Below are 25,151 nucleotides of genomic sequence, written 5' to 3'. Positions count from 1 at the left end.
CAAGCCCGCTCACTACAAAAGGTCGGTTTACAGGCGGGGAATGAGTGCGCCGGGCACCTGGATGACCCGGCTTGCCAACCGATGCCCGGCCAATGCAGCCTGCTCCGGCGAGTTGCCCTTGAGCCGACTGGCCAGATAGGCGGCACTGAATGAATCCCCCGCCGCCGTCGTATCCACCACCTTTTCCACCTTCAGCGCCGGCACGGCAAAGCGCTCGCCCTTGCAGCGGATCAGGCATTCATCCGCGCCACGCTTGAGCACCACGTCTTCAATCGCCGGATACGCCGCGAACACCTGCTCACTGTCTCCATACCCAAACAACGCACGCTCGTCATCCTCGGTCAGCAAGGCGATGTCCACTTCGGCCAACACCGTGCGATACGCAGCGCGAGCCGCCTCGACACTGGCCCACAGACACGGCCGGTAGTTGTTGTCGAACACCACCTTGCCCCCGCGGCGACGGGTTTCGATCAGCGCTTGCAGCAACCGCCCGCGACCGATTTCGCCCAACACCGCCAGGGTGATGCCACTGAAATACACCACGTCGTAGTCCGGCAAGGCCGCCAGGATCGGTTCGGCGGCAGGCGTGGTGAAACAGTCGCGCACGGCGGCTTCGTTGCGCCAGTAAAGGAATTTGCGCTCGCCATTGGAATCGGTCTGGATGCAATACAAACCCGGCAAACGTCCGGGCAGGCGCTGGACCATGCCCAGGCCGAGGTCTTCATCCGCCCATTGCTGGCACATGGCATCACTGAAACTGTCATCGCCCAGGGCGGTGACGTAGTCGACACTGCCGGTGTCGCCCAGCTCGCGGCGCAGGTACACCGCCGCGTTCAGGGTGTCGCCGCCGAAGCTCTGGTGCAGGCTGCCGTCGGCGCGGTGTTGCAGTTCGATCATGCATTCGCCGATGAGGGCGATGCGAGGGGCTGTGTTCATGCCTTTTAATCTCTGGTGTTCTTTAGGGCCTTATCGCCGGCAAGCCGGCTCCTACGGGGTTACGAATGTAGGAGCCGGCTTGCCGGCGATGGCCGCGACGCGGTCTAGAAGCAGGTATTCAAAGACTCGATCACCTGCAACTGCTCATCCACCAGGCAACCGACCTGCCACTTGTCGAAGGTCAGGCATGGGTGGGAAGTGCCGAACGAAATGATGTCGCCGATACGCAGCTCAACCCCTGGCGCCACGGTCATGAACGCATGCTGGTCCATCACCGCCGTGACCTTGCACGCGCCCACATCATCACCTTCGGCCGGCACAATACCGGCCTTGTAGCGCTTGAGCGGCACCGGCAGGCCGGCGTCGTAGGCCACGTCACGCTTGCCCAGGGCAATCACCGCAAAGCCAGGCTCGGGCAGCGATTGCACATGGGCCCAGACTTCCAGGGCTGGGCGCAGGCCTTCGTTGAGGTCGCTGCGGCGGTCGAGCACGCAGCATTGCGCGTCTTTGTAGATACCGTGGTCATGGGCCACGTAGCTGCCGGGGCGCAGCACGCTGAGGAAACGTCCGGCGGCGTTTTGCTCCTCGAACGACTCGGCAATCAAGTCATACCACGCCGAACCCGAGGCCGTCACGATAGGCTTGGGCAGGTCGAAAGAGCCGTTGTTCTGCAGGTCCACCGCCAGGCGCACCAGGCTGGCGGCGAAATCACGAATGCCGCTGATGGCGTGTTCACCGTGGATCACGCCTTCATAGCCTTCGATACCGGTGAGGGCCAGGGCCGGCTGGGCCTTGATCGCCGTGGCCAGGTCGCGCACTTCCTGCTCGCTGCGGCAACCGCAACGGCCGCCGACCACGCCGTACTCGATCATGACGTTCAGGCGCAAGCCACGGGCAGCGAAGAACAGGCCCAGGTCAGCGACGTTGTCGGGGTGATCGACCATGCAGTGGAAGTCGAAATCCTTGTCGGCCAGCAGGTCGGCGATCAGCGCCATGTTCGGCGCGCCCACCAGCTGGTTGGCCATCAGCACACGGCGCACACCGCCGGCGTAGGCGGCGCGGGTCTGCACCGCGTTGGCCAGGGTGATGCCCCAGGCGCCCTGGGCGATCTGGCGCTGGAACAGCGCCGGCATCATGCTGGTCTTGCCGTGGGGCGCCAGTTCGGCGCCGCTCTTGCTGACAAAGTCCTGCATCCAGCGGATGTTGTGTTCCAGGGCGTCGCGGTGCAGCACCAGGGCCGGCAAGCTGACGTCGCGGACCAAATGGGCACCGACGGCGGCGGCGCCTTTTTCAACGGCGTTGAGGGCAGACATGGAAAACTCCTATTCGTTGATGCGCCGGGCCAGGTTGTTGGCGCTTTCGATCAACACCCGGCGATAGTCGTTGTAGTTTTTGCTGGCATCGGCACGTGGGGCCACGATGCACAGGGTCGCAATGCTGATGCCTTGCGCGTCCCGCACCGGGGCGGCAAAGCAATGGGTAAAGGTGTCGGCCACACTGTCGAAGGAAAAGAACCCCTCGAGGGTCGCCTGGCGGATTTGTGCCAGGAAAGTCTCCAGCGGCAGCCGCTGGCCGTCCGGCAGGATGAAGTCGTCGCGGTCGATCAGGTCGATGATCTGCTGATCACTCAAGTGCCCGAGCAACAGGCGCCCGGAAGCGGTCCACGGGATCGGCGCGTTTTCGCCGATGTCCGAGGAAATACGGAAATGCCGCTCGCCCTCGCGCATCAGCGCCACCGTGTATTTGCGCCCGTTGAGCAGGCACATCTGCGCGGTTTCGTGGGTCTGGCTGACGATCTCCTGCAAGGCGTGGTCGGCCTCGCGGGTCAGGTCGAAATGGCGCAGGTGCGCCTGGCCCAGAAAATACAGCTGGCGGCCGAGGTAGACGTGGCCGTCCTTGCCCACCGTCTCCAGGATGCGCCGCTCAAGCAGGGACGCAACCAGTTCGTAGACGGTGGACTTGGGGCTGCCGATGCCGCTGGCAATATCATTCGGGCGCAGGGGCTGGCCGATTTCCTTGAGGAAATCGAGGATATCGAATGCACGGTCCAGGCCTTTGGCGCGGCGTTTGATGGTGTCTTCGGTCATGGCGGTGTCTGGTCCCATTATTTTTAAAGCCTGTGATCAACCTGTGGTGAGCGAGCTTCTGTGGTGAGCGAGCTTGCTCGCGCTGGGCTGCGAAGCGGCCCCAAACAGGCAGGAGCGCTGCGCACTCCAGCGGGGGACAAGCCCCCTCACCACAAAAGCACCCACAACGGGTCAATCAACTACAAGCCGGGCATTTAGCCTTTTTTCTTGTAGGCCACGCAATCGATCTCCACCTTGCAATCGACCATCATGTTGGCCTGCACACAGGCGCGCGCCGGGGCGTGTTCCGGAGTGAAGTATTCGCCGAATACCTTGTTGAAACTCCAGAAGTCCCGCGGGTCTTCCAGCCATACACCGACGCGCACCACGTCTTTGAGCTCGTAGCCGGCCTCTTCGAGGATCGCCACCACGTTGCGCATGGTCTGCCGGGTTTGCTCGATGATCCCGCCGGTGATGATTTCGCCGTCCACTGCAGGCACTTGGCCTGAGACGTACAACCAACCGTCCGCTTCCACGGCGCGGGCGAAAGGACGAGGTTGGCCGCCGCCGGCAGTGCTGCCGGCACCGTAACGAGTGATGCTCATAAAAATATGCTCCTGATTAAAAACGAATGTTCTTGAGAAATTCCGCCAGGCGCGGCGATTGCGGGCGTTCGAAGATGTCCTTCGCGGTGCCCTGCTCTTCAATGCGCCCCTGGTTCATGAAAACGATCTTGTCCGAGACTTCATAGGCAAAGCGCATTTCGTGGGTAACCAGCAACATGGTCATGCCCTCCTCCGCCAGGCCCTTGATCACGCTGAGCACTTCGCCCACCAGCTCCGGGTCGAGGGCCGAGGTGACTTCGTCGAACAGCATCAGGCTGGGGTTCATGGCAATCGCACGGGCAATCGCCACGCGCTGTTGCTGGCCGCCGGACAGCTGGCCGGGGAAGTGATTGCGACGTTCCAGCAACCCGACGCGGTCCAGCCACTTTTCCGCCAGGGCGACGGCTTCGTCCTTGCCCATCTTCTTGACCTTGAGCAGGCCGAGGGTGACGTTCTGCAACGCGGTCAAATGCGGAAACAGGTTGAACTGCTGGAACGCCATGCCGGTCATCGCACGGTGCTGGGCAATCACGCGCTCGGGATGACGCACGCGTTTGCCGGCGATTTCGCTGTAGCCGATGGACTCGCCATCCAGGGTGATCTGCCCGCCCTGGAACTCTTCCAGCAGGTTGACGCAGCGCAACAACGTGGTCTTGCCCGAGCCGCTGGAGCCGATCAAGGTCACCACGTTGCCGCGCTGCATGGACAGGTCGACGCCCTTGAGCACTTCCACCTGGCCGTATTGCTTGCGCAGGCCGCGAATATTCAGCAGCGGTGGGTTGGTTTGAGGTTGGTTCATGGCAAGGCCACCCGCTTTTCAATGTAGCGCCCGAATAACTCGATGGCGTAGTTGATGACAAAGAACAAAAACCCGGCGAACAGGTAGAACTCCAGGGTCATGAAGGTGCGCGCGATGACTTGTTGGGTACTGAGCAGCAACTCGGCCACGCCGATCACCGACAGCAAGGTCGAGGCCTTGACGATTTCCGTGGAGGAATTGACCCAGGTCGGCAGGATCTGCCGCAGCGCCTGGGGCAACAGCACGTAGCCCAGGGATTGGTAGAACGTCAGGCCGATCGCCTTGCCCGCTTCCAGTTGCCCACGGGGAATGGCTTGCAGCGCGCCGCGCACGATTTCCGAGACGTGGGAGCCGCAGAACAGCGTGAGCCCGACCGCACCGGCCTGGAACGCGGTGATCTGCCAACCGAGTGCCGGGAGCATGTAGAAACACGCCAATACCAGCACAAACACCGGCGTACCGCGAATCAGATCGACGTACAGCCGGAACGGCGCACGCATCCAGAACTTGCCGTAGGTGAGGATCAACCCGGCGACGATACCGATCAGCGTGCCAAAGATAATCGCCAGCGCCGAGACATACACACTGGCCTGGAAGCCCGCCCAGAGGGTGTCCCGGGCGATCCACAACTCATGCAACCAGCTGGGGGATTCGTACATGGAAACCTTCCTTAACGACGGATCGCCAGACGCTGCTCCAGGTAACGGAGCAGCATGGCAATGAGGTAACAGGCAGCCACGTAGAGCGCGGTCGTGACCAGCCAGGTTTCAATCACCCGGTAGCTTTCGACGTTGATCTTGCGGGCGTAATAGGTCAGCTCCGGCACCGCGATGGCGGCGGCGAGCGAGGTGTCCTTGAACAGCGAAATGAAGTTGTTCGACAGCGCGGGCAGCACGTTGCGCAGCATCACCGGCACGGTGATGTAGGCACGGATACGCCACTCGCCCAAACCGATGGCCAACCCGGCTTCGCGCAAGCCCTTGGGAATGTTCAGCAGCCCGGCGCGGAATACTTCGGTCAGGTAGGCACCGGCGTACAACGACAGGGTGATGATGAACGACGGGATCTTGTCCAGACGGATGCCCAGGCTGGGCAAGGCGAAGTAGATCAACAGGATCAGCACGAGGATCGGCGTATTGCGGATCACCGTCACATACACCGAGGCGAGCACGCGCAATGCCTTGTGTTTGGACAGCATGGCAAATGCCATCATCAAGCCGATCACGCAGCCAATCGCGATCGACAGCAGCGCCAGCTCAAGGCCCAGACCGAGCCCCGCCAGCAAGCTGGGGAAGTCGCGCCACACGGCGGCAAAGTTCAACTGATAGTTCATGGTCAGCAGTACCTGATCGGGGCGCCGTCAGCGACGCCCCAGGTTTTCGATTTACTTGAACTCAACCGGGAAGCCGATCGCAGGTTCCGGCAGGTCCACACCGAACCATTGCTTGAACGAGGCCTTGTAGGTCGGGAACTCCACGCCGGTCATGGCTTCATGCAGCGCGGTGTTGACGAAGTTCAGCCAGTCCTGGTCGCCACGCTTGACGGCGCACGCGTAGGTTTGCGGGCTCCAGGCGTACGCCGGGCTGCGGTAGCGGCCTGGGTTCTGCACCATCAAGTACTTGACCGAGGACTGGTCGGTGGCGGCGGCATCGGCGCGACCGGAGTTCACGGCCTGGTACATCAGGTCGACGCTGTCGTACTGGTCGACCTTGGCCTTGGGCAATGCCTGGTGCACCAGCTCTTCGGCGTAGACGTTCTGCAGCACGGCCACGGTGACACCGTCGCCGGCGGCCTGCAGGTCTTCGATTTCCTTGTACTTACTGTTGTTCGGCAGCAGCAGGCCCACGCCTTCGCGGTAGTACGGCAGGGTGAAGGCCACCTGCTGCGCACGGCTGGCGGTGACGGTGATGAACTGGCAACTCATGTCGACCTTGTCGGTCAGCAGGTTGGGAATCCGTGCGTCAGACGACTGCACCACGAACTCGACCTTGCTCGGGTCGTTGAACAACCCCTTGGCCACCATGCGGCCGATGTCGATATCAAACCCCTGCAACTTGCCATCCGCTCCCTGGAAGTGCCACGGCGCATTGGTACTGCCTGTACCCACGATCAGGTGCCCACGCTTGAGCACATCATCGAGCTTGCTGTCCGCCGCTTGCACTACGCTGGCGAGGGAAGCCGATGCGGCGAAGAGAAAAACACACGCTTTGAACACGGAAGGTCGGTGATGCATGACAAGCACTCCAAGAGTTGTGTATTCCGCTATACCGGAACTTAGTATGTAACAACGGAATAGACAGCAGAAAGTGTGCCACACGCGGTAACAGAAAAACATGCAGTGAATAAAATCGTTTGAAATCAGCTGGATAGATATGAGTGATAGATGAGGCGTTGCGCCATTACCTGAAATCGATTTGCTACCCAAGGCCCCACAGGGCGGTGACAGGCCCCCATTGCACGCCCTGCAACGGTGTTACTGCGCACTGTTGCAGTGCGAGAGGCACGTGGAAAAAACGCGATGCCGGGCTAGCCTCAATCTAAATTTTACGCGTTACCTGTAAGAGCCGGCTTGCCGGCGAAGGTCGCCAAGGATGACGCGGGGCAGCAGGAGAGACGCGGCGCCCGGGGATTTTTCGCCGGCAAGCCGGCTCCTACAGGGGGCGGTGCCATGAGGGAAGTAATTTGATGAAGTTCAGCGTTACCCTGTTAGTGTTTTCCCTTCTGGTGGCCGGCAATGCTTCGGCCAGTAATGATCGGCGTGAGTGCAAGGAAGAACTGCGCAAGCTCAATGAGGCCTTGAGCACCCACTACACCGGCCAGAATCATCATGGCTACCGACAGGCGAAAGCCTCCAGGGATAATCTGGAATACAAGAAATGCGCGAGCCAGGCACGCAAGGCGCGGGAACGGGTGGAGCGTGACGACAACCTGTGAAGGTTGACAGTAGACCGGGACGATTTCCCGCCTTAGCGTGAGCCAGGGTTCTAGAGGGAAATGTCGATGAACTACGTCAATGCCGTGATTGCAGACAAGGCTGCGTTTGAGCACGAGCTGGATACGGCACAGCCCGTCTTTGTGGTGTTCATGTCACATGACTGCACCGCGTGCAATGATGCCATGCCGCGATTCATGCGAATCAGCGAGCGCTACAAGGACCAAGTCAAAATCTTGATCCTTGATTGTGTCGACACCCCCCGGCATCCAAGTGTCGACCGTATCCCGATGCTGCTGATCTACCACAATCGTGCGTTGCTCGAAGCCCTTCCCGGCCTTGGCGAGCAAGCGCTGGGACAAGCCTTCGAGCAGTACACCCGACGACCTGCGGTTACGCCTGGGGTATAGGCGCCAGGCACACCTGCGTCACCCGACGTTCCTCAACGGCTGCCACCGTCAGTTGCCAACCCTCATGTTCCAGGCTATCGCCCACCACCGGCAGGCGATCCAGCAGGCTTATGACCAGGCCGGCCAACGTCTGGTAGTCCTCGGTCGCAGTCGCCTTGAAGCCGGTGCGCTGACGCACCTGATTGAGGTTCAGCGCGCCATTGGCGCGAAAGCCAGCGCCCTCTTCGACGATATCCGGGCCCGCGATTTCACTGGCGTCCGGCAGTTCGCCGGCAATGGACTCAAGAATGTCGGTCATGCTCAACACACCCATGAAGTCACCGAATTCGTTGATCACGAACGCAATGTGGGTCGACTCCTGGCGCATCTGTTCCAGGGCATTGAGGATCGAAAAGCTCTCCAGCAGGTTGATCGCCCGACGTGCCAGGTGCTCCAGGTTCGGCTCGTTGCCGGCCAGGTATTCCTTGAGCAACTCCTTCTTGTGCACAAAACCCAGCGGCTCATCGACAGCACCGTTGCGGATCAACGGCAGCCGTGAGTAGGACGAATGCATCAGTTTCAGACGGATACTGTCGGGGTCGTCCGCCAGGTCGATGCAGTCGACCTTGGCCCTCGGCGTCATCAGCGTGCGGATCGGCCGCTCGGCCAGTTGCAGCACACCGCTGATCATCACGCGTTCACGTCGGTCGAACAGCGGTCCTTGCGCCGCATCCGGCTTACCGAGCAAATCGGCGACCTCTTCACCCACCTCTTCTACCGCCAGGCTGCGACCACCCAGCAAGCGCATCACCGCATGAGCGGTGCGCTCACGCACCGGCAACACGCCTTGCGCCGATTTCTTGCGGCGCGCCCGGGCAATCTGGTTGAACACTTCGATCAGGATCGAGAAACCAATGGCCGCGTACAGGTAACCCTTCGGAATATGGAAGCCCAGGCCTTCGGCGGTCAGGGCGAAACCGATCATCATCAGGAAGCCCAGGCACAGCATGATCACAGTGGGATGCGCGTTGACGAAACGGGTCAACGGCTTGCTCGCCACGATCATCAGGCCGATGGACACGATCACCGCAATCATCATCACCGCCAGTTCATCCACCATACCCACGGCAGCGATCACCGCGTCGAGGGAGAACACCGCGTCGAGCACCACGATCTGCGCCACGATCGGCCAGAACATCGCGTAGGCCGCATTACCGGAACGCTGGGCCACATGGCCTTCCAGGCGTTCGTGCAACTCCATGGTGGCCTTGAACAGCAGGAACACGCCACCGAACAGCATGATCAGGTCACGGCCGGAAAAGCTCTTGTCGAACACTTCGAACAGCGGCTGGGTGAGGGTCACCAACCAGGAAATACTCGCCAACAGGCCCAAGCGCATGAGCAACGCCAGGGACAAGCCGATCAGGCGCGCGCGGTCACGCTGCTCCGGTGGCAGCTTGTCCGCCAGGATCGCGATAAACACCAGGTTGTCGATGCCGAGCACCAACTCCAGCACAATCAAGGTCAACAGGCCGAGCCAGGCCGTTGGATCCGCTAACCATTCCATTTAATAGAGTCTCTTATTTATAGATTTCAGAATGCCAGACACGGCAAGGCGCGGTCAGTGGACCGGGACAAGGTTAGCAGTCGGAATACGGGATGTTTCAGAGGGAACAGCGGCAGCAAATGTCTTGGGGAAAGACGACTGGGAGGCTCCGAGAGGGTGTTCATGCAAGTCCTGAATCAACAAAAGGACTTGAATCCTACAGCCGAAGCCAAAACTTCCTACAGCGCAAAACTATTACAAAACCTGTCACAGCAAGCCCGACTTGCCGGCGATGGCAGCCCCAGGATCGCCATCGCCGGCGAGCCGGGCTCCTGCAAATGGATCACTACATCATCAGGATTTTCGCGTCGCATCATCCAGCGCCAAAATCGTGTGGGCATTAGTCACCGTGGTTGCGAGGGTGTTAATCACCCCCGACCGCAACGCCCCCAGCGTCGCCGCCGCCTTGGTGTTCTCGCTGGCAATCGCCACCACGTCAGGAATCCGAAACAGCTCCTGCACCGTCAACCCGATCACCCGCCCCTGGATCGCGTTGACTGCCGGCTGGCCATGGATGTCGATAAAGTCATAGCCCATCATGTCGCCCACGGTGCCGGACAACCGCGCCTGGGCAATTTCCTGGGGCGAGAACCAGCCCATGCGCACCATGTTGCTGTTCTCGCTCATGTCGCCAATACCGATCAAGGCGATATCGGCACGCCGCGCCCGGTCAAGGGTCGAGCGCACCGTGTCGTTATTGATCAACACCCCGCGCAGTTCCGGGTTGGCCACCAGGGCCGGGGCGTACAGGCTTTCGCTTTCTCCGCCAAAGCGCAGGGCCAGGCGCCGGCAGATATGGTCGGGGTTCATGTATTCGCCCGCCTTGAGCGAACCGCCGATCGCACAGACAAACGTGCAGTTGCGCGTCACCGGCAGGAACACGTTATCGGCCACCGCACCGACATTGCGGCCCATGCCCACGGCGACAATCATGCCGTCGCTGAGTGTCTTGTTCAGGTAGTTGGCCACCAGGCTGGCGACGGCCGAGCGCTGGGTGTCGGGCTCACTGTGATCGACCGCGATCAACGCGCGATCCAGCTTGAAGCGCTTGACCAGGGCCTGCTCCAGCTCGTTGTTCATGGCCGGATGCTGCAACACGCGCACCTCGACAATGCCCTCATCGCGTGCACGCTTGAGCAGGCGGCTGACCTTTGCGCGCGACAGGTCGAAGCGCTTGGCAATGGCTTCCTGAGTGACGTTCTCGAGGTAATAGAGCATCGCCACTTCGGTCATCTGATCGATATCGCTGGCTATGCGCTGGGTACTGTCACTCATGGGGACGGGCTTCCGTTTCGGCGTCAAAGGCGCATTCTCCCGACTCTTGCCCCGTTTAGTCCACTACTGATGCCCATCGCGCTCGATCGCATTGATGCGCTCGACCTTGGCCCCGGAACGCGCCGCTTCGAACTCCGACTCCAGGAACGATTTGACGATGCTCTTGGCCAGCTCCGCACCGATTACCCGCGCACCGATGGACAGGATCTGCGCATCGTTGCTCTTGCGCGCCCGCTCCGCCGAATAGGTGTCATGGGCCTGGGCCGCACGAATGCCCAGCACCTTGTTGGCGGAAATGGCCATGCCGATCCCGGTGCCGCACACCAGCACGCCCAGCCGCTGCTGCCCGGCATTGATCGCAGTGGCCACGGCCAGGGCGATGTCCGGGTAAAGCACGGGCGCGGTGGAATGGGTGCCGAAGTCGGTCACCGGATAGCCCAGCGCCTCGATATGGCGCTTCAACAGCTCTTTGAGCTCAAAACCCGCTTCATCGCATCCGATAGCCACCGGGAAAGGTGTGTTCATGGCGTCTGGCTCCGCTGCCGTGATCGTACTTACGACTGATCAAATGATCATTCGGTGAAATTCCGCTCAGACATTTCGCAGTCATCGCCCCCTCCGTGTCAAGCCTGATTTAACTGACTTGCCAGTCAAAGGCGTCTAAAAAGGCCTTATCGACGAAAAAGATGAGAATCATCGCTTTTACATGAAAGAGATTGACTGATCAGAATTTCATTTGATACACATATGATCACAGCGAAACATGACTGTGCGACCTAATAAGAATTCACAGCACGAGGACACGCCGATGGCCACGCCATTACTGCTCCAGGCTGAACACGTCGCCAAGGCTTACGCCGGGGTCCCTGCCCTGCGTGACGGGCGCCTCTCTCTGCGGGCCGGCAGCGTCCATGCCCTGTGCGGCGGCAATGGCGCAGGCAAATCGACATTTCTGAGCATCCTGATGGGCATCACCCAGCGTGACGCCGGGAGCATCCTGCTCAACGGCGCACCGGTGCAGTTCAACCGCCCGAGTGAAGCGCTGGCGGCGGGGATCGCGATGATCACCCAAGAGCTGGAACCCATCCCCTACATGACCGTCGCCGAAAACATCTGGCTGGGCCGTGAACCGCGCCGCGCCGGTTGCATCGTTGACAACAAGACCCTGAACCGCCGCACCCGCGAGTTGCTCGACAGCCTGGAGTTCGAGGTCGACGCCACCAGCCCCATGCACCGCCTGAGCGTCGCGCAGATCCAACTGGTGGAAATCGCCAAGGCCTTCAGCCATGACTGCCAGGTGATGATCATGGATGAGCCCACTTCGGCCATCGGCGAACGCGAGGCAGAAACCCTGTTCAAAGCCATCCGCCGCCTGACTGCCCGGGGCGCCGGCATCGTGTATGTGTCGCACCGCCTGAGCGAACTGGCGCAGATCGCCGATGACTACAGCATCTTTCGCGACGGCGCCTTTGTCGAAAGCGGGCGCATGGCCGATATCGACCGCAACCACCTGGTGCGCGGCATCGTCGGCCAGGAACTGACCCGCATCGACCACAAGGTCGGCCGCGAATGCGCCGCCGACACCTGCCTGCAGGTCGACAACCTGAGCCGCGCCGGTGAGTTCCACGACATCAGCCTGCAACTGCGCCAGGGTGAAATCCTCGGCATCTACGGCTTGATGGGGTCGGGGCGCAGCGAATTCCTCAACTGCATCTACGGCCTCACCGTCGCGGACTCCGGCAGCGTCACCCTGCAAGGCAGGCCCATGCCGATCGGGCTGCCCAAGGCGACCATCAATGCCGGCATGTCCCTCGTCACCGAAGACCGCAAGGACAGCGGCCTGGTGCTCACCGGCAGCATTCTTTCCAACATTGCCCTGTCGGCCTACAAACGCCTGTCGAGCTGGTCGCTGATCAATGCGCGCAAGGAAACCCAACTGGCCCAGGACATGGTCAAGCGCCTGCAGATCAAGACCACTTCCCTGGAATTGCCGGTGGCGTCCATGAGCGGTGGCAACCAGCAGAAAGTGGTACTCGCCAAATGCCTGTCCACCGAGCCGGTGTGCCTGCTGTGTGACGAACCGACCCGAGGCATCGACGAGGGCGCCAAGCAGGAGATCTACCACCTGCTCGACCAGTTCGTACGGGCCGGTGGCGCGGCCATCGTGGTGTCGTCGGAAGCGCCGGAGCTGCTGCATTTGAGTGATCGCATCGCCGTATTCAAGGGCGGTCGGCTGGTGACCATCAGCACCGACACCGCCCTTTCCCAGGAAGCCTTGTTGAGTCTTGCCTCATGAATGCCAAAACACTGTCTACACCCGCCGCCGCACCTATTGCCACGCCACGCAATCGCCTGCGCCTGTCCCTCGACCGTTTCGGCCTGCCGCTGGTATTCATCCTGCTGTGCGTGGTGATGGCGTTCTCCAGCGAGTACTTCATGACCTGGCGCAACTGGATGGACATCCTGCGCCAGACCTCCATCAACGGCATCCTCGCGGTGGGCATGACCTACGTGATCCTGACCAAGGGCATCGACTTGTCGGTGGGCTCGATCCTAGCCTTTGCCGGGCTGTGCAGCGCCATGGTCGCCACCCAGGGTTACGGCCTGCTCGCGGCGGTCAGCGCCGGGATGTTTGCCGGTGCGATGCTCGGCGTGGTGAACGGTTTCATGGTCGCCAACCTGTCGATCCCGCCGTTCGTGGCCACCCTGGGCATGCTCAGCATTGCGCGGGGCATGACCTTCATCCTCAACGATGGCAGCCCGATCACCGACCTGCCCGACGCCTACCTGGCGCTGGGCATCGGCAAGATCGGCCCGATCGGCGTGCCGATCATCATCTTCGCGGTGGTCGCGCTGATCTTCTGGATGGTGCTGCGCTACACCACTTACGGCCGCTATGTGTACGCGGTGGGCGGCAACGAAAAGAGCGCACGCACCTCAGGCATCGGCGTGCGCAAGGTGATGTTTTCGGTGTACGTGGTCTCGGGCCTGCTCGCCGGACTGGCCGGCGTGGTGCTGTCCGCCCGCACCACCTCCGCCCTGCCCCAGGCTGGGGTTTCCTACGAACTGGACGCGATTGCCGCCGTGGTGATCGGCGGTACGAGCTTGTCGGGCGGCACCGGCAGCATTGTCGGCACGCTGTTCGGCGCACTGTTGATCGGCGTGATCAACAACGGGCTGAACCTGCTCGGCGTGTCCTCTTATTACCAGCAGGTCGCCAAGGGCCTGATCATCGTGTTCGCAGTACTGATCGACGTGTGGCGCAAGAAAAAACGCTAGAGAACGACCCACAACAATAACCGGAGTTCTACTCATGAAACTTGGTACCACCTTGGCCGCCACAGCGGCTCTCTCCCTGCTCGCCTGCAGTATCGCAATGGCCGCCGATGGCAAGACCTACAAGGTCGGCGCAGCCGTCTACGGCCTCAAGGGCCAGTTCATGCAGAACTGGGTCCGCGAGCTCAAGGAACACCCGGCGGTCAAGGACGGCACCGTGCAGTTGACCGTGTTCGACGGCAACTACGACGCCCTGACCCAGAACAACCAGATCGAAAACATGGTGACCCAGCACTACGACGCCATCCTGTTCGTGCCCATCGACACCAAGGCCGGTGTCGGTACCGTCAAGGCCGCCATGGGCAACGACGTGGTGGTCATCGCCTCCAATACGAAAGTAGCCGATGCTTCCGTGCCTTACGTCGGTAACGATGACGTGGAAGGCGGCCGCCTGCAGGCCCAGGCCATGGTCGACAAGCTCAATGGCAAGGGCAACGTGGTGATCATTCAGGGACCGATTGGCCAGTCGGCGCAGATCGACCGGGAAAAAGGCGAGCTGGAAGTGCTGGGCAAGCACCCGGACATCAAGATCATCGAGAAAAAGACCGCCAACTGGGACCGCGCCCAGGCCCTGGCGCTCACCGAAGACTGGCTGAATGCCCACCCCAAAGGCATCAACGGCGTGATCGCGCAGAACGACGACATGGCCCTCGGCGCCGTGCAGGCCTTGAAGTCCCACGGGCTGACCTCCAAGGACGTACCGGTCACCTCGATCGATGGCATGCCGGACGCGATCCAGGCGGCGAAAAAAGACGAAGTCACCACCTTCCTGCAAGACGCCCAGGCACAGTCCCAGGGCGCGCTGGACGTGGCGTTGCGCGCACTGGCCGGCAAGGACTACAAGCCGCAGTCGGTGATCTGGGAGCGTTATGCCAAGGACGTGAAATGGGGTGACGGCACGGCGAAGAACTACATCCTGCCGTGGGTGCCGGTGACCAATGCGAATGCGGATGCGCTGTACAAACAGGTCAGCGGCTCCAAGTAGTACACGATCAAAATGTGGGAGCTGGCTTGCCTGCGATGGCATCAACGGGTTGCGACTGACACACCGAGGTGCCTGCATCGCAGGCAAGCCAGCTCCCACATTGGATCTTCAACACCTTTGAAAATGGAGTCATTCATGTCTGGATTCTGGAACCAAGCCTTCGACCTCACCGGCCGTTGTGCGCTGATTACCGGCGGCGCCGCCGGGATCGGCCTGGCCTGCGCCAGCCTGCTGGCCGAACGCGGAGCCCGCGTGGCCCTGCTCGACCGCGACCCCGCCGTGGTCGAAGTGGCCGCCAGCCTCGGTGCCGAGCATCTGGGCATAGCCGTCGACCTCGGCCAGATCGGCCAGATACAACACACCATCGACACGGTTTTCGAACACTTCCAACGCCTGGATTACCTGATCAACAGCGCCGGCGTGGTGCTGCTGGACAAGGCCGTCGATGTCAGCGAAAGCGCCTGGGACACCACCCTGGACATCAACCTCAAGGCCAGCTTCTTCGTGGCCCAGGCCTGCGCCCGGCACATGCTCGCCCAAGGCAGCGGACGCATCGTCAACCTCGCCTCCCAGGCCGCCGTGATTGGCCTGGACCGGCACGTCGCCTACTGCGCAAGCAAGGCCGCCATTGTCGGCATGACCAAGGTGCTGGCCATGGAATGGGCACCCCGGATCACCGTCAACGCCATCTCCCCGACCATCGTCGAAACAGCCCTGGGCAAGAAAGCCTGGGCCGGCGAAGTGGGTGAAAAGGCCAAATTGCAGATTCCGGCAGGCCGTTTCGCCCAGCCGGAAGAAATCGCCGAGCTGGCGTTGTACCTGCTCAGCGATGCGGCACAGATGATCACCGGCGCCAACATGGTGATCGACGGCGGCTACAGCATTCAGTAATTCATTTTTTGTCGTGAGGTTTTGTCATGTCCACCGTCACCGAACGCACACCCGAACAACTGTCCCCGGTCATCCCGAAAACCATGCAGGCCGTGGTCTGTCATGGCCCCGAAGATTACCGCCTGGAAACCGTCGACGTGCCCACGCCCGGCCCCGACGAGATCCTTACCAAAGTCGAGCTGTGCGGCATCTGCATGGGCGATATCAAGACCTATCGCGGCGCCCCCTCGTTCTGGGGTGACGCCGAGCAACCGCGCTATGTGAAACCGCCGATGATTCCCGGCCACGAATTCGTCTGCCGTGTGGTTGCCCTGGGCCCAGGCGCGGAGAAACGTGGCGTCAACGTCGGCGACCGGGTGATCTCCGAGCAGATCGTGCCGTGCTGGGGCTGTCGCTTCTGCAACCACGGCCAATACTGGATGTGCCAGAAGCATGACCTCTATGGCTTCCAGAACAATGTACAGGGCGCCATGGCCCAGTACATGATCTTCACCAAGGAGGGCATCATCCACAAAGTGCCGGACTCCATCGCCCCGGACGAAGCAATCCTGATCGAACCGCTGGCGTGTTCGCTGCACGCGGCGGAACGCGCCAATGTGGATTTCGACGATGTGGTGGTGGTCGCAGGCGCCGGCACCCTGGGCCTGGGGATCATCGGTGCGGTGCGCATGCGCAACCCGAAAAAGCTTATCGTGCTGGACATGAAGCCCGAACGCGCTGCCCTTGCCTTGCGCATGGGCGCCGACGAGGTCTGGAACCCGGCCGAGGTCGATGTATTGGCGAAGATCCGCGAGATCACCGAAGGCTACGGTTGCGACATTTACATCGAGGCCACCGGGCACCACAAGGCGGTGAACCAGGGCCTGGCGATGCTGCGCAAGCTGGGGCGTTTCGTGGAGTTCAGCGTGTTCAATGACGAAGCCACGGTGGACTGGTCGATCATTGGCGACCGCAAGGAGCTGGACGTGCTGGGCTCGCACCTGGGCCCGTACATGTACCCGCGCGCCATCGACTTCATCGGCAACCGCAAGATCGACATGCGCGACGTGGTGACCCACAAGTTTGCCCTGGCAGACTTCAAGGAAGCGTTCGCAGTGATGGAGCGCGGCGACAAGTCGCTGAAGGTCGTCCTGGAACCCTGACCCACAGGCGACACACACCCTGCCATTGATCCATGCTGCCCACTAGAACAAGAACACAGGAAACCGCGTTATGAATCGAGTCATCAACGATCCGGACCAAGTGGTCGAGGACATGCTGCGCGGTATTCTGGTCGCGCACCCCGAACTGCGCCAATACGAGGCCAACCCACGGGTCATCGTCAAGGCCAGGCCTTCGGCCCAAGGCAGCGTCGGCATTGTCACCGGCGGCGGCTCGGGCCATGAACCGGCCTTCCTCGGTTATGTCGGCCCAGGCCTGGTGGATGCGGTAGCCGTCGGCGAGATCTTCTCCTCACCCACGGCCAAGAGTTTTTTCGACGCGTTCCGCGCCGCTGACCAGGGCGCCGGCGTGGCCTGCCTCTACGGCAACTATGCCGGCGACAACATGAACGTGAAGCTGGCGATGAAAATGGCCGCCAGCAAAGACATGCGTATCCGCACCGTGGTCGCCAACGATGACGTGGCATCCGCGCCCAAGGCCGAAATTGCCAAGCGCCGTGGCGTGGCCGGGGAGATCTTCATGTGGAAGATCGGCGGCGCCGCTGCCGCCCGGCACTATGACCTGGACGGCGTGATCCGGGTCGCGCAGAAAACCGTCGACCACTGCCGCTCGATTGGTATCGGCCTCACGCCGTGCACCATTGCGGCGGTGGGCAAGCCGAACTTCCAGATCCCCGACGGCCAGATGGAACTGGGCATCGGCCATCATGGCGAACCGGGTATCGAGGTGGTGCCGATCGAACCGGCCGCCGCCATGGCCGAACGCATGCTCGCGCCGATCCTTGCCGACCGCGACTTCAGCCAGGACGACAGCGTGGTGGTGCTGGTCTCGGGCCTGGGCGCCACGCCGGTCATGGAGTTGTATATTTTCTACGCCGAGGTCGAAAAGCAGCTCAAGGCCAAAGGCTTGAAGATTCACCGCTGCTATGTCGGCAACTACTTCACGTCCCTGGAAATGATGGGCGTGACCCTGACCTTGCTCGGCCTCGACGCCGAGTTGAAAACCCTGATCGACCAACCCTGCCGCTCCATCGGCATGACCCAGGCGGAGTGAACCAACCATGAGCCAGCATTTTTCCACCCGTGACGGCAGCGCCATCGTCGCCGACCTGGTCAGCGTGATCGTGGCCAACCGCGAATACCTCAGCGAAGTCGACGGCGCCATTGGCGATGGCGACCATGGCATCAACATGGCCAAGGGTTTCGCCCATTGCGGGCGCACCATCGAAGGCCGCCAACTGACCCTGGCCGAAGCACTCGACGAGCTGACCCTCAGCCTGATGGAAGGCATCGGCGGCTCCATGGGCCCGTTGTATGGCAGCCTGTTCATCGGCATGGCCGATGAAGTGCGCAACAGCGACGACATCGACGCGGCGACCTTTGCGCATTTGCTGCGCGGCGGCTTGACCTCGTTGCAGGACATTACCGAAGCGGGTGTGGGCGACAAATGCCTGATGGACACCTTGATCCCGGCCGTCGAAGCGTTCGAGCGGGCGCATGCCTCGGGGGCCGTCTTCAGCGACGCACTGGACGCGATGAAAGCCGCCGCATCACAGGGCCGCGACTCGACCAAGGACCTGGTGGCGAAGATCGGCCGCGCCAGTCGCCTGGGCGAACGCTCCCTCGGCGTGCTGGATGCCGGGGCCGTGTCGTGCTGCCTGATCCTTACGCGCCTGGCCGATTCGGTGCAGCCGCGACTGTCTGCTTGACCTGCTGGATATACCGCGCCACCGCCGGCGCTTTTTCGAAGCGCCGGTGAATCAGCGACAGCCACGACGACGCGTCACTGCCCTGAATGCTGCGGTACACCACGCCTGGCAAACTCACATGCCCGACCATTGACGCCGGCACCACCGCCACGCCCTGCCCGAGTGACACCAGCGCCACCACCGCCACCAATCCGCCAGGCTGCGGCCCCAGGCGCGGCGCATAGCCGCCTTGCGCCGCCACATGCAAGGTGCCGCTGATCTGTTCCGGCAAGATGAACGTCTCGTTTTGCAGGTGCTCGCAACCGATGGCCTTGAGCCCCAGCAGCCAGGAGTCCTGCGGCAGCGCCAATACAAACCCTTCACTGTCCAGGCGCACCGCCTCGACACCCTCCGGCAGGGTCATGGGCGAGCGGATATAACCGATATCGACACGCCCGTCCGCCACCGCACCAGGCAACGTCGCCATCGCACATTCGCGCACATTCACACTCACATCCGGAAACGCCTGGCTGAACGCCTGCATTTGCCGCTGCAACAGGCCCGAATACACCGCCGACGCGACATAGCCCAATTCGATATGACCGATCTCGCCACGGCCGGCGCGCTGGGCATTGCGCTGGGCGAACTCGAACTGGCGCACGGTGGCTTCGGCTTCGATCAGCAAGGCGGCACCGGCTTCGGTCAGGCTGACTTCGCGTTGCTGGCGGACGAACAAACGCGCCCCCAACATCGCCTCCATGTCCTGGATCTGGCGGCTCAACGTCGGTGGCGCAATGCCCAATTGCTCCGCGGCGCGCGTGAAATTGCGCTGCCGGGCAACGGCCAGGAAGTAGCGAAAATGGCGGATTTCCATAACAGCATGAGCTCAAAGGTAATGAAGTGCTTCACGCCGGCTAACAAAGACATTGCCCGCCGGGAATAAGCTCGCAGTACTTGAACACTAGAGAGCCCTTGCGATGTCCGTCAACTGCCTTTTCCGTATTGCTTGCAAGGTAATTCAACCATGAGCCGGGTCAGCCCACGCCTCACCCTGCTGACGGCGTCCGGTGTTTGTTCGCTGATCGTGCTCGACACCAACATCGTCGCCGTGACGTTGCCCAGCATCGCCCGCGACCTGGGGGCGAACTTTGCCGATATCGAGTGGGTCGTCAGCGCCTATATGCTGGCCTTTGCCGCACTGTTATTACCCGCCGGCAGCATTGCCGATCGCTTCGGCCGCAAGAAGACGCTGGTATGGGGCCTGAGCATTTTCATCCTCGCGTCCCTGGGTTGCGGCGCCGCGCCCAGCGCCTTGTTCCTGGACATTGCTCGCGCCGTCAAAGGCGTCGGTGCGGCATTGCTATTGACCTCGGCGCTCGCGTCCATCGGCCACACCTTCCACGACGACGTGGAGCGTGCAAAAGCCTGGGCCTTCTGGGGCGCGTGCATGGGTGTGGCGATGACCACCGCGCCGACCCTGGGCGGCCTGATCACCGAGTACCTGGGCTGGCGCTGGATTTTCTATCTCAACCTGCCGGTGGGCCTGGGGCTGATGGCGCTGGTACTGCACGCGATTCCGGAATCCCGCGATACCCAGTCCGCGCGCCTCGACCCGTGGGGCAGCCTGGCCTTCAGCGCCGCCCTGCTGTGCCTGATCTGGGGTTTGATCGAAGCCAATCGCATCGGCTGGGACAGCCCGCTGACCTACGCCCGTCTCACCGGCGGAGCGGTGTTGCTCGGTGTCTTTGTCCTCGTCGAACGTGTGCAGCAGCGGCCCATGGTCGACCTGCAACTGTTCCGTCACCCACGCTTTATCGGGGCCTTGCTGGGGATGTTTGCCTACGCCGGTTGCGCTCAGGTGATGATGACGCTGTTGCCGTTCTACCTGCAGAACGGCCTGGGCTTCTCCGCGATTGCCTCGGGCCTGGGCATGTTGCCGTTTGCGCTGACCATGCTGATCTGCCCGCGCATCGGCGCGCGGTTGGCCGGACGTTTCGCGCCCGCAACCATGATGGCGACCGGCTTGACCCTCGTAGGCTGCGGCAATCTCTTGAGCGCCTGGGCGGTCAATGTCGGCGGCTACCTGCCCTTTGCCCTGGCGATTGCCGTCACCGGTGCGGGCGCCGGCCTGCTCAATGGAGACACCCAGAAAAACATCATGGCCTGCGTGCCACGTGACCGTGCGGGCATGGCCTCGGGCATGAGCACGACGATGCGTTTCAGCGCGATCATGCTGGCGATTGGTGTGTATGGCGCCTTGTTGAGCAGCCATAGCGAGCAGTTGCTGAGCGCGAGTATCGACACCGCGTGGCAGGCGCAGGTGGCGGGGATTGCATCACGCGTAGTTGCAGGTGATATGCCGGCGGCGATGGGCTTGTTGCCGGAATCGGCACGGGCGTTGGTGCAGCCGCTGGCACGGCAGGCGTTTGTGGGTGGGTTCAGCGGTGTGTTGTGGGTGGCGGGGTTGTTGGGATTACTCGGGGCGTTGGTGGTGGGTACGTTGATGCGTAACCCGATACCCTCAGCACCACAACAACGCCCCCTGCGGTCACAGAACTAAATGTGAGCGGGCAAGCCCGCTCCCACAGGAGATCGTCTACCTTCTGGAGGTTGGGTTACCAGAAGCGTTGCTGGGTCAGGCGGCTCCACCAGGTCAGCAGCACGCGGTCCACCGAACCGCTGGCTGCCAGGCCTACGCGCTCCTGCAAGCTCTTGCGCTCGGCATAGTGCAGGTGGAACACCTCGGCGGTCTTGGCCTTGGTCGCCAGGTATTCGTCACTGGTTTGCAGCTCATCGACCAATTGCTTGTCGAGGGCTGCAACACCCAGCCACACTTCTCCGGTCGCCACATCGTCAATCGCCAGCTGCGGACGGTAGCGCGACACGAAGTTCTTGAACAGTTGATGGGTGATGTCCAGGTCTTCCTGGAACTTCTCGCGGCCTTTCTCGGTGTTTTCGCCAAACACCGTGAGGGTGCGTTTGTATTCACCGGCCGTGAGCACTTCGAAGTCGATATCGTGCTTCTTCAGCAGGCGGTTGACGTTGGGCAACTGCGCCACCACGCCAATGGAGCCGAGGATGGCAAACGGGGCACTGATGATCTTCTCGCCAATGCACGCCATCATGTAGCCGCCGCTGGCCGCGACCTTGTCGATGCACACGGTCAATGGCACGCCCGCCTGACGGATACGCGCCAGTTGCGACGAGGCCAGGCCATAGCTGTGGACCATGCCGCCGCCGCTTTCCAGGCGCAACACCACTTCATCCTTGGGCGTGGCCAGGCTCAACAACGCGGTGATTTCATGACGCAGGCTCTCGGTGGCGGAGGCCTTGATATCGCCGTCGAAATCCAGCACGAACACACGTGGCTTGGCCTCGGCTTTCTGCTTGCCCTTCTTCTTTTCGGCCTTGCCTTCGGACTTGCGCAGGGCCTTGAGCTGGTCCTTGTCGAGCAGGCTCGACTCCAGGCGCTCACGCAGGCCCTTGTAGAAATCATTCAGTTTGCTGACCTGCAATTGGCCGGCGGATTTGCGACGGCCCTTGCTGCGCAGCGCGGCAAAGCTGACCAGTACCACCAGAATAGCGACCACCAGGGTGACGGTCTTCGCCAGAAAGCTCGCGTATTCGGCCAAAAAATCCATAGTTCTCCTTACAAGTGCGGTGCGCCAGGCGCGGATTGCCCCAGCATACCGGCGGTATCGCGTTCGAGCCAGTGATCAAACGGCCAGCAGCGACGGGCTCTAACGGGCTTTTAAAACAAGCGTATGTTTTTTCATTGACAGCTCGCAGGCATCCTCATAACCTCGCCAGACTTTCAACGTACCGGGAAAACGGACGTGGGCAGCATTTATCTCATTCGACATGGCCAGGCCTCCTTCGGTGCAGACGACTACGACGTCCTGTCGCCCGTCGGCGTGGAGCAGGCGCAAGTGCTCGGTCGCCACCTGGCGGACATGGGCCTGGTGTTCGACCGCTGCGTGGCCGGCGACCTGCGCCGCCAGCAGCACACCGCCACTGCCGCCTTCGATCAGTACAGCGCCCTCGGCCTGCCGGTGCCGGCATTGGAAATCGACAGCGCGTTCAACGAGTTCGACGCCGACGCAATCATCCGCGCCCTGCTCCCCGACCTGCTCACCACCGAACCCGAAGCCCTGGAGATCCTGCGCAATGCCGCGCAGAACCGCAGCGAATTCCAGCGCATCTTCGCCCTGATCATCGAGCGCTGGCTGGCCGGTACGTATGATCCACCCGGGCTGGAAAGCTGGCTGGGGTTCGTGGAACGGGTCCAGGGCGGCCTGCAACGCATTCTTGAAGCGGCGGACAACACGCAGAAGATCGCGGTGTTCACCTCTGGCGGCACCATCACCGCCCTGCTCCACCTGATCACCCGAATGCCCGCCGCCCAGGCCTTCGAGCTGAACTGGCAAATTGTCAACACCTCGCTCAACCAGCTGAAATTCCGCGGGCGCGAGGTGGCACTGGCTTCCTTCAACAGCCATACCCACTTGCAACTGTTGAAGGCGCCGCAGCTCATCACCTTCCGGTGAACTGCGGCCAACCGTGACCCCAAGGTCACTGGACTCTACCCTAAAGGATCGAAACCATGACTGACGTAGCCAAAGCTGTAGAAGCAATGAAAGCCAAATTCAACCCAGCCGCCGCTGACGGCCTGGACCTGGTGTTCGGTTTCCGTATCGACGACACCCAGAACTTCTCGCTGGTGGTGAAGAACAACACCTGCGAACTGCTGGAAGGCGAAAACCCTGACGCCCAAGTGACCCTGGTGACCGACGGCGAAACCATGGAAGGCATCGTCAGCGGCGAGACCGACGGCATGCAGGCCTTCATGAGCGGCAAGCTGAGCACCGAAGGCGACATGATGCTGGCCATGAAGCTGAGCGAGCTGTTCCCGGCTTGATTCACGGGCAACCCTGAATCCCGATCCCGCCCTTCCCGGCGGGATTTTTTTTGCCCGCTATCTTGAATCCGCTGCCGGCTCCTTGAGCTTTTCTTTGGGTTTGCCCTGCCCCCGCAGGTACAACGCCTCCACCAGCTTCTGCCGCTCGACCTGGGGCAAGGAGCTGGCGAACTGCGCCAGTGCAGTGTCCACCAATGCACGAAGTGCCATATCCGCCTCGCGAGCCTTGGCCAATTCGGTGACCAGCACATCCCGATCCAGCGTCGGCGCTTCCAACTGCTTGATCACCCCCAGGCGCGCTGCACGGCCGGCCATGATCAATGGCTGGCTGTCGGCGCTGTTATGGCGCAACAGTTGGCGCAGCTCTCGGCGCCGCTCCGGCGGTAACTTGACCATGGCTTGGCGCAAACCGTGCTGGTTGACCACCGCTTCGGCAGGCTTGGCATTGGCGATCCAGTGATACAGGCCACCGCCCACCCCGCCGATCAAAAACACATTGAGCAATACCGAGACAAGCAACCACGGTTTCAGGGATTGGGCGGTCATTGCTCGGTGTCCTCGGCGTTGACGGTAAAGACGACTTCCGCATCGCCCTGATCGAAGACGCTAGGCAGCACCTCGGAGGACAACAATGGCAACGGCACGCTCATCGACGCCACCAGCATGCCGGTGACGACCCCGGCAATGCCCACGCCCACCAGGCCTGCGGGAGACAGCCAGCTGGCGTAGCGCGACCAGAACGATGTGCGGCGCGGCGCTGACAGGCGGATCTGGCGGGCCAGTGCCGGGTCGGCGAAGGCCGGTTGATGGCTGTCCAGCTGGGCGTCCAGCCAGCCAGCTTGTTCGAGGGCTTCGCGGGCCCGCGGGTCGCTGTCGAGCAGCGCCCGGGCCGCGCCTCGCTCGGCCAGCGGCCAGCGCTTTAAATCGGCGCCGTAGGCGTCGGCCAGATACGCAAATCGTTCAGGTGTCATCACTTTCCCCTTCCTGGGCGGGCAAGCCCGGGTGTGTCGGCAAGTTGGCTGCGCAACTGGCGTCGGGCCCGCGACAGCAGGCTCTCCAGTGCCTCGACGCTGATATTCATCAGGGCCGCGGCGTCGATGTTCGACAGCTCCTGGTAGTACTGCAACACAATGGCCTCGCGCTGGCGCTCGGGCAAAGCCGCCAGGGCAGCGGCCATGCGTGCGCTACGGTCGGCGGTTTCCAGCTGCTCATCCGGGGATGGGGCGCTGTCGGCCAGCTCAAGCGCCTCTTCCTCGGTCAACGGACGCTCCTTGCGCCGACGCAAACGGTCGTGGCACAGGTTGAGTGCCACCCGGTGCAGCCACGTGTCGAAGCGCGCTTCGCCACTGCGCCAACTGGCAGCCTGGCGCCAGATACGCAGGAAGCTTTCCTGGGCCACGTCCCTGGCCTCGTCGGCATCCCCCAGTACCCGGCTGGCAAGCGCCAACAGGCGCGGTAGTTTGCGTGTCACCATTTCGTTGACGGCTGCAGGTTCGTTGTTACCGATACGCGCCAGCAGTTCAACGTCCGGATCAGTGTCTTTCAATCGGGCAGTTCTCGGCTAA

General features: G+C 61.9%; 28 protein-coding genes. 12 read left to right on the top strand and 16 right to left on the bottom strand.

The window, feature by feature from the left end; translation table 11 throughout:
* Positions 1-27: 27 nt before the first annotated feature.
* The 8 genes from BM70_RS0119580 to BM70_RS0119545 form a co-directional block, all read right to left on the bottom strand.
* A complete protein-coding gene (locus tag BM70_RS0119580; RefSeq protein WP_025857553.1) occupies positions 28-936 on the bottom strand; it encodes a sugar kinase in 909 nt (302 codons plus the stop codon).
* 104 nt (positions 937-1,040) lie between these two features.
* Positions 1,041-2,249, bottom strand: coding sequence for an amino acid deaminase (locus tag BM70_RS0119575; RefSeq protein WP_025857551.1), 1,209 nt, complete (start codon positions 2,247-2,249; stop codon positions 1,041-1,043).
* Between the two features lie 9 nt (positions 2,250-2,258).
* A complete protein-coding gene (locus BM70_RS0119570; RefSeq protein ID WP_025857550.1) occupies positions 2,259-3,023 on the bottom strand; it encodes an IclR family transcriptional regulator in 765 nt (254 codons plus the stop codon).
* Positions 3,024-3,217: 194 nt separating this feature from the next.
* Positions 3,218-3,607, bottom strand: a complete 390-nt coding sequence (locus BM70_RS0119565; protein WP_010210958.1) for a RidA family protein — start codon at positions 3,605-3,607, stop codon at positions 3,218-3,220.
* Between the two features lie 16 nt (positions 3,608-3,623).
* A complete protein-coding gene (locus BM70_RS0119560; RefSeq protein ID WP_025857549.1) occupies positions 3,624-4,406 on the bottom strand; it encodes an amino acid ABC transporter ATP-binding protein in 783 nt (260 codons plus the stop codon).
* A complete protein-coding gene (locus BM70_RS0119555; RefSeq protein WP_025857548.1) occupies positions 4,403-5,065 on the bottom strand; it encodes an amino acid ABC transporter permease in 663 nt (220 codons plus the stop codon). The genes BM70_RS0119560 and BM70_RS0119555 overlap by 4 nt, the downstream gene beginning before the upstream one ends.
* Before the next feature lie 11 nt (positions 5,066-5,076).
* Positions 5,077-5,739, bottom strand: coding sequence for an amino acid ABC transporter permease (locus BM70_RS0119550; RefSeq protein ID WP_025857547.1), 663 nt, complete (start codon positions 5,737-5,739; stop codon positions 5,077-5,079).
* A gap of 51 nt (positions 5,740-5,790) precedes the next feature.
* A complete protein-coding gene (locus BM70_RS0119545; protein WP_025857546.1) occupies positions 5,791-6,639 on the bottom strand; it encodes a transporter substrate-binding domain-containing protein in 849 nt (282 codons plus the stop codon).
* Between the two features lie 452 nt (positions 6,640-7,091).
* On the opposite strand from BM70_RS0119545, the gene BM70_RS0119540 reads away from it, so the two are divergent.
* Together BM70_RS0119540 and BM70_RS0119535 are read left to right on the top strand one after the other, a co-directional pair.
* A complete protein-coding gene (locus BM70_RS0119540) occupies positions 7,092-7,340 on the top strand; it encodes a hypothetical protein (RefSeq protein ID WP_025857545.1) in 249 nt (82 codons plus the stop codon).
* 66 nt (positions 7,341-7,406) lie between these two features.
* Positions 7,407-7,748 (top strand): thioredoxin domain-containing protein, encoded by a 342-nt coding sequence (locus tag BM70_RS0119535; protein WP_025857544.1) that lies wholly within the window; start codon positions 7,407-7,409, stop codon positions 7,746-7,748.
* Here the strand turns inward: BM70_RS0119535 and BM70_RS0119530 are convergent.
* From BM70_RS0119530 to rpiB, 3 genes are all read right to left on the bottom strand, one after another.
* Complete coding sequence (locus BM70_RS0119530; RefSeq protein WP_025857543.1) at positions 7,732-9,294, bottom strand: TerC family protein; 1,563 nt, start codon at positions 9,292-9,294, stop codon at positions 7,732-7,734. The genes BM70_RS0119535 and BM70_RS0119530 overlap by 17 nt on opposite strands.
* Before the next feature lie 333 nt (positions 9,295-9,627).
* Positions 9,628-10,608, bottom strand: a complete 981-nt coding sequence (locus BM70_RS0119525; protein ID WP_025857542.1) for a sugar-binding transcriptional regulator — start codon at positions 10,606-10,608, stop codon at positions 9,628-9,630.
* A gap of 63 nt (positions 10,609-10,671) precedes the next feature.
* Positions 10,672-11,133 (bottom strand): ribose 5-phosphate isomerase B, encoded by a 462-nt coding sequence (rpiB, locus tag BM70_RS0119520; protein WP_016969738.1) that lies wholly within the window; start codon positions 11,131-11,133, stop codon positions 10,672-10,674.
* A 283-nt stretch (positions 11,134-11,416) separates the two neighbouring features.
* Here rpiB and BM70_RS0119515 point away from each other — a divergent pair, with 283 nt between their 5' ends.
* From BM70_RS0119515 to dhaL, 7 genes are all read left to right on the top strand, one after another.
* Positions 11,417-12,904, top strand: a complete 1,488-nt coding sequence (locus tag BM70_RS0119515; RefSeq protein WP_025857541.1) for a sugar ABC transporter ATP-binding protein — start codon at positions 11,417-11,419, stop codon at positions 12,902-12,904.
* On the top strand, positions 12,901-13,887 hold the full coding sequence (locus BM70_RS0119510) for an ABC transporter permease (protein ID WP_025857540.1): 987 nt from the start codon (positions 12,901-12,903) through the stop codon (positions 13,885-13,887). Before BM70_RS0119515 ends, BM70_RS0119510 begins: the two co-directional genes overlap by 4 nt.
* A 34-nt stretch (positions 13,888-13,921) precedes the next feature.
* Positions 13,922-14,929, top strand: a complete 1,008-nt coding sequence (locus BM70_RS0119505) for a substrate-binding domain-containing protein (RefSeq protein WP_025857539.1) — start codon at positions 13,922-13,924, stop codon at positions 14,927-14,929.
* Between the two features lie 135 nt (positions 14,930-15,064).
* Positions 15,065-15,820 (top strand): SDR family oxidoreductase, encoded by a 756-nt coding sequence (locus tag BM70_RS0119500; RefSeq protein WP_025857538.1) that lies wholly within the window; start codon positions 15,065-15,067, stop codon positions 15,818-15,820.
* Positions 15,821-15,846: 26 nt separating this feature from the next.
* Positions 15,847-16,962, top strand: coding sequence for a zinc-binding dehydrogenase (locus tag BM70_RS0119495; protein ID WP_025857537.1), 1,116 nt, complete (start codon positions 15,847-15,849; stop codon positions 16,960-16,962).
* A 70-nt stretch (positions 16,963-17,032) separates the two neighbouring features.
* Positions 17,033-18,034 carry a dihydroxyacetone kinase subunit DhaK gene (locus tag BM70_RS0119490; protein ID WP_025857536.1) on the top strand — a complete coding sequence of 334 codons (1,002 nt, stop codon included), beginning with the start codon at positions 17,033-17,035 and terminating at the stop codon, positions 18,032-18,034.
* Positions 18,035-18,041: 7 nt separating this feature from the next.
* Positions 18,042-18,689, top strand: a complete 648-nt coding sequence (gene dhaL / locus BM70_RS0119485; protein WP_025857535.1) for a dihydroxyacetone kinase subunit DhaL — start codon at positions 18,042-18,044, stop codon at positions 18,687-18,689.
* Here dhaL and BM70_RS0119480 read toward each other — a convergent pair.
* Positions 18,646-19,542: a LysR family transcriptional regulator gene (locus tag BM70_RS0119480; protein WP_025857534.1), complete on the bottom strand. Its 897-nt coding sequence runs from the start codon at positions 19,540-19,542 to the stop codon at positions 18,646-18,648. The two genes, dhaL and BM70_RS0119480, sit on opposite strands and share 44 nt — an antisense overlap.
* Positions 19,543-19,692: 150 nt before the next feature.
* Between BM70_RS0119480 and BM70_RS0119475 the strand changes: the two genes are divergently transcribed.
* On the top strand, positions 19,693-21,228 hold the full coding sequence (locus tag BM70_RS0119475; RefSeq protein WP_025857533.1) for an MFS transporter: 1,536 nt from the start codon (positions 19,693-19,695) through the stop codon (positions 21,226-21,228).
* A gap of 55 nt (positions 21,229-21,283) precedes the next feature.
* Here BM70_RS0119475 and sohB read toward each other — a convergent pair whose 3' ends face one another.
* Positions 21,284-22,309: a protease SohB gene (gene sohB / locus BM70_RS0119470; protein ID WP_025857532.1), complete on the bottom strand. Its 1,026-nt coding sequence runs from the start codon at positions 22,307-22,309 to the stop codon at positions 21,284-21,286.
* 195 nt (positions 22,310-22,504) lie between these two features.
* On the opposite strand from sohB, the gene BM70_RS0119465 reads away from it, so the two are divergent.
* Positions 22,505-23,215, top strand: coding sequence for a histidine phosphatase family protein (locus BM70_RS0119465; RefSeq protein WP_016977112.1), 711 nt, complete (start codon positions 22,505-22,507; stop codon positions 23,213-23,215).
* A gap of 56 nt (positions 23,216-23,271) precedes the next feature.
* Complete coding sequence (locus BM70_RS0119460) at positions 23,272-23,586, top strand: SCP2 sterol-binding domain-containing protein (protein ID WP_025857531.1); 315 nt, start codon at positions 23,272-23,274, stop codon at positions 23,584-23,586.
* Between the two features lie 57 nt (positions 23,587-23,643).
* Here the strand turns inward: BM70_RS0119460 and BM70_RS0119455 are convergent, their stop codons facing one another.
* The 3 genes from BM70_RS0119455 to BM70_RS0119445 are packed head-to-tail and all read right to left on the bottom strand — an operon-like array spanning position 23,644 to position 25,132.
* Positions 23,644-24,132: a periplasmic heavy metal sensor gene (locus tag BM70_RS0119455; RefSeq protein ID WP_025857530.1), complete on the bottom strand. Its 489-nt coding sequence runs from the start codon at positions 24,130-24,132 to the stop codon at positions 23,644-23,646.
* Positions 24,129-24,557 carry a hypothetical protein gene (locus BM70_RS0119450; RefSeq protein WP_025857529.1) on the bottom strand — a complete coding sequence of 143 codons (429 nt, stop codon included), beginning with the start codon at positions 24,555-24,557 and terminating at the stop codon, positions 24,129-24,131. Before BM70_RS0119450 ends, BM70_RS0119455 begins: the two co-directional genes overlap by 4 nt.
* Positions 24,557-25,132 carry an RNA polymerase sigma factor gene (locus tag BM70_RS0119445; protein WP_025857528.1) on the bottom strand — a complete coding sequence of 192 codons (576 nt, stop codon included), beginning with the start codon at positions 25,130-25,132 and terminating at the stop codon, positions 24,557-24,559. The genes BM70_RS0119450 and BM70_RS0119445 overlap by 1 nt, the downstream gene beginning before the upstream one ends.
* Positions 25,133-25,151: the final 19 nt, after the last annotated feature.

Source organism: Pseudomonas sp. CHM02, from assembly GCF_000612585.1.
In the GTDB taxonomy this organism is placed as follows: Bacteria; Pseudomonadota; Gammaproteobacteria; order Pseudomonadales; family Pseudomonadaceae; genus Aquipseudomonas.
This window is presented reverse-complemented; position numbering and strand designations above follow the sequence as displayed.

Excerpts from the sequence above, each read along its gene's own strand:
- BM70_RS0119545 (WP_025857546.1), bottom strand. The coding sequence starts at position 6,639 with ATGCATCACCGACCTTCCGTGTTCAAAGCGTGTGTTTTTCTCTTCGCC.
- rpiB (WP_016969738.1), bottom strand. The coding sequence starts at position 11,133 with ATGAACACACCTTTCCCGGTGGCTATCGGATGCGATGAAGCGGGTTTT.
- sohB (WP_025857532.1), bottom strand. The coding sequence starts at position 22,309 with ATGGATTTTTTGGCCGAATACGCGAGCTTTCTGGCGAAGACCGTCACC.
- BM70_RS0119580 (WP_025857553.1), bottom strand. The coding sequence starts at position 936 with ATGAACACAGCCCCTCGCATCGCCCTCATCGGCGAATGCATGATCGAA.
- BM70_RS0119475 (WP_025857533.1), top strand. The coding sequence starts at position 19,693 with ATGAGCCGGGTCAGCCCACGCCTCACCCTGCTGACGGCGTCCGGTGTT.
- BM70_RS0119490 (WP_025857536.1), top strand. The coding sequence starts at position 17,033 with ATGAATCGAGTCATCAACGATCCGGACCAAGTGGTCGAGGACATGCTG.
- BM70_RS0119450 (WP_025857529.1), bottom strand. The coding sequence starts at position 24,557 with ATGACACCTGAACGATTTGCGTATCTGGCCGACGCCTACGGCGCCGAT.
- dhaL (WP_025857535.1), top strand. The coding sequence starts at position 18,042 with ATGAGCCAGCATTTTTCCACCCGTGACGGCAGCGCCATCGTCGCCGAC.
- BM70_RS0119560 (WP_025857549.1), bottom strand. The coding sequence starts at position 4,406 with ATGAACCAACCTCAAACCAACCCACCGCTGCTGAATATTCGCGGCCTG.
- BM70_RS0119530 (WP_025857543.1), bottom strand. The coding sequence starts at position 9,294 with ATGGAATGGTTAGCGGATCCAACGGCCTGGCTCGGCCTGTTGACCTTG.
- BM70_RS0119540 (WP_025857545.1), top strand. The coding sequence starts at position 7,092 with ATGAAGTTCAGCGTTACCCTGTTAGTGTTTTCCCTTCTGGTGGCCGGC.
- BM70_RS0119555 (WP_025857548.1), bottom strand. The coding sequence starts at position 5,065 with ATGTACGAATCCCCCAGCTGGTTGCATGAGTTGTGGATCGCCCGGGAC.
- BM70_RS0119535 (WP_025857544.1), top strand. The coding sequence starts at position 7,407 with ATGAACTACGTCAATGCCGTGATTGCAGACAAGGCTGCGTTTGAGCAC.
- BM70_RS0119550 (WP_025857547.1), bottom strand. The coding sequence starts at position 5,739 with ATGAACTATCAGTTGAACTTTGCCGCCGTGTGGCGCGACTTCCCCAGC.
- BM70_RS0119460 (WP_025857531.1), top strand. The coding sequence starts at position 23,272 with ATGACTGACGTAGCCAAAGCTGTAGAAGCAATGAAAGCCAAATTCAAC.
- BM70_RS0119570 (WP_025857550.1), bottom strand. The coding sequence starts at position 3,023 with ATGACCGAAGACACCATCAAACGCCGCGCCAAAGGCCTGGACCGTGCA.
- BM70_RS0119565 (WP_010210958.1), bottom strand. The coding sequence starts at position 3,607 with ATGAGCATCACTCGTTACGGTGCCGGCAGCACTGCCGGCGGCGGCCAA.
- BM70_RS0119500 (WP_025857538.1), top strand. The coding sequence starts at position 15,065 with ATGTCTGGATTCTGGAACCAAGCCTTCGACCTCACCGGCCGTTGTGCG.
- BM70_RS0119515 (WP_025857541.1), top strand. The coding sequence starts at position 11,417 with ATGGCCACGCCATTACTGCTCCAGGCTGAACACGTCGCCAAGGCTTAC.
- BM70_RS0119495 (WP_025857537.1), top strand. The coding sequence starts at position 15,847 with ATGTCCACCGTCACCGAACGCACACCCGAACAACTGTCCCCGGTCATC.
- BM70_RS0119510 (WP_025857540.1), top strand. The coding sequence starts at position 12,901 with ATGAATGCCAAAACACTGTCTACACCCGCCGCCGCACCTATTGCCACG.
- BM70_RS0119455 (WP_025857530.1), bottom strand. The coding sequence starts at position 24,132 with ATGACCGCCCAATCCCTGAAACCGTGGTTGCTTGTCTCGGTATTGCTC.
- BM70_RS0119480 (WP_025857534.1), bottom strand. The coding sequence starts at position 19,542 with ATGGAAATCCGCCATTTTCGCTACTTCCTGGCCGTTGCCCGGCAGCGC.
- BM70_RS0119505 (WP_025857539.1), top strand. The coding sequence starts at position 13,922 with ATGAAACTTGGTACCACCTTGGCCGCCACAGCGGCTCTCTCCCTGCTC.
- BM70_RS0119525 (WP_025857542.1), bottom strand. The coding sequence starts at position 10,608 with ATGAGTGACAGTACCCAGCGCATAGCCAGCGATATCGATCAGATGACC.
- BM70_RS0119575 (WP_025857551.1), bottom strand. The coding sequence starts at position 2,249 with ATGTCTGCCCTCAACGCCGTTGAAAAAGGCGCCGCCGCCGTCGGTGCC.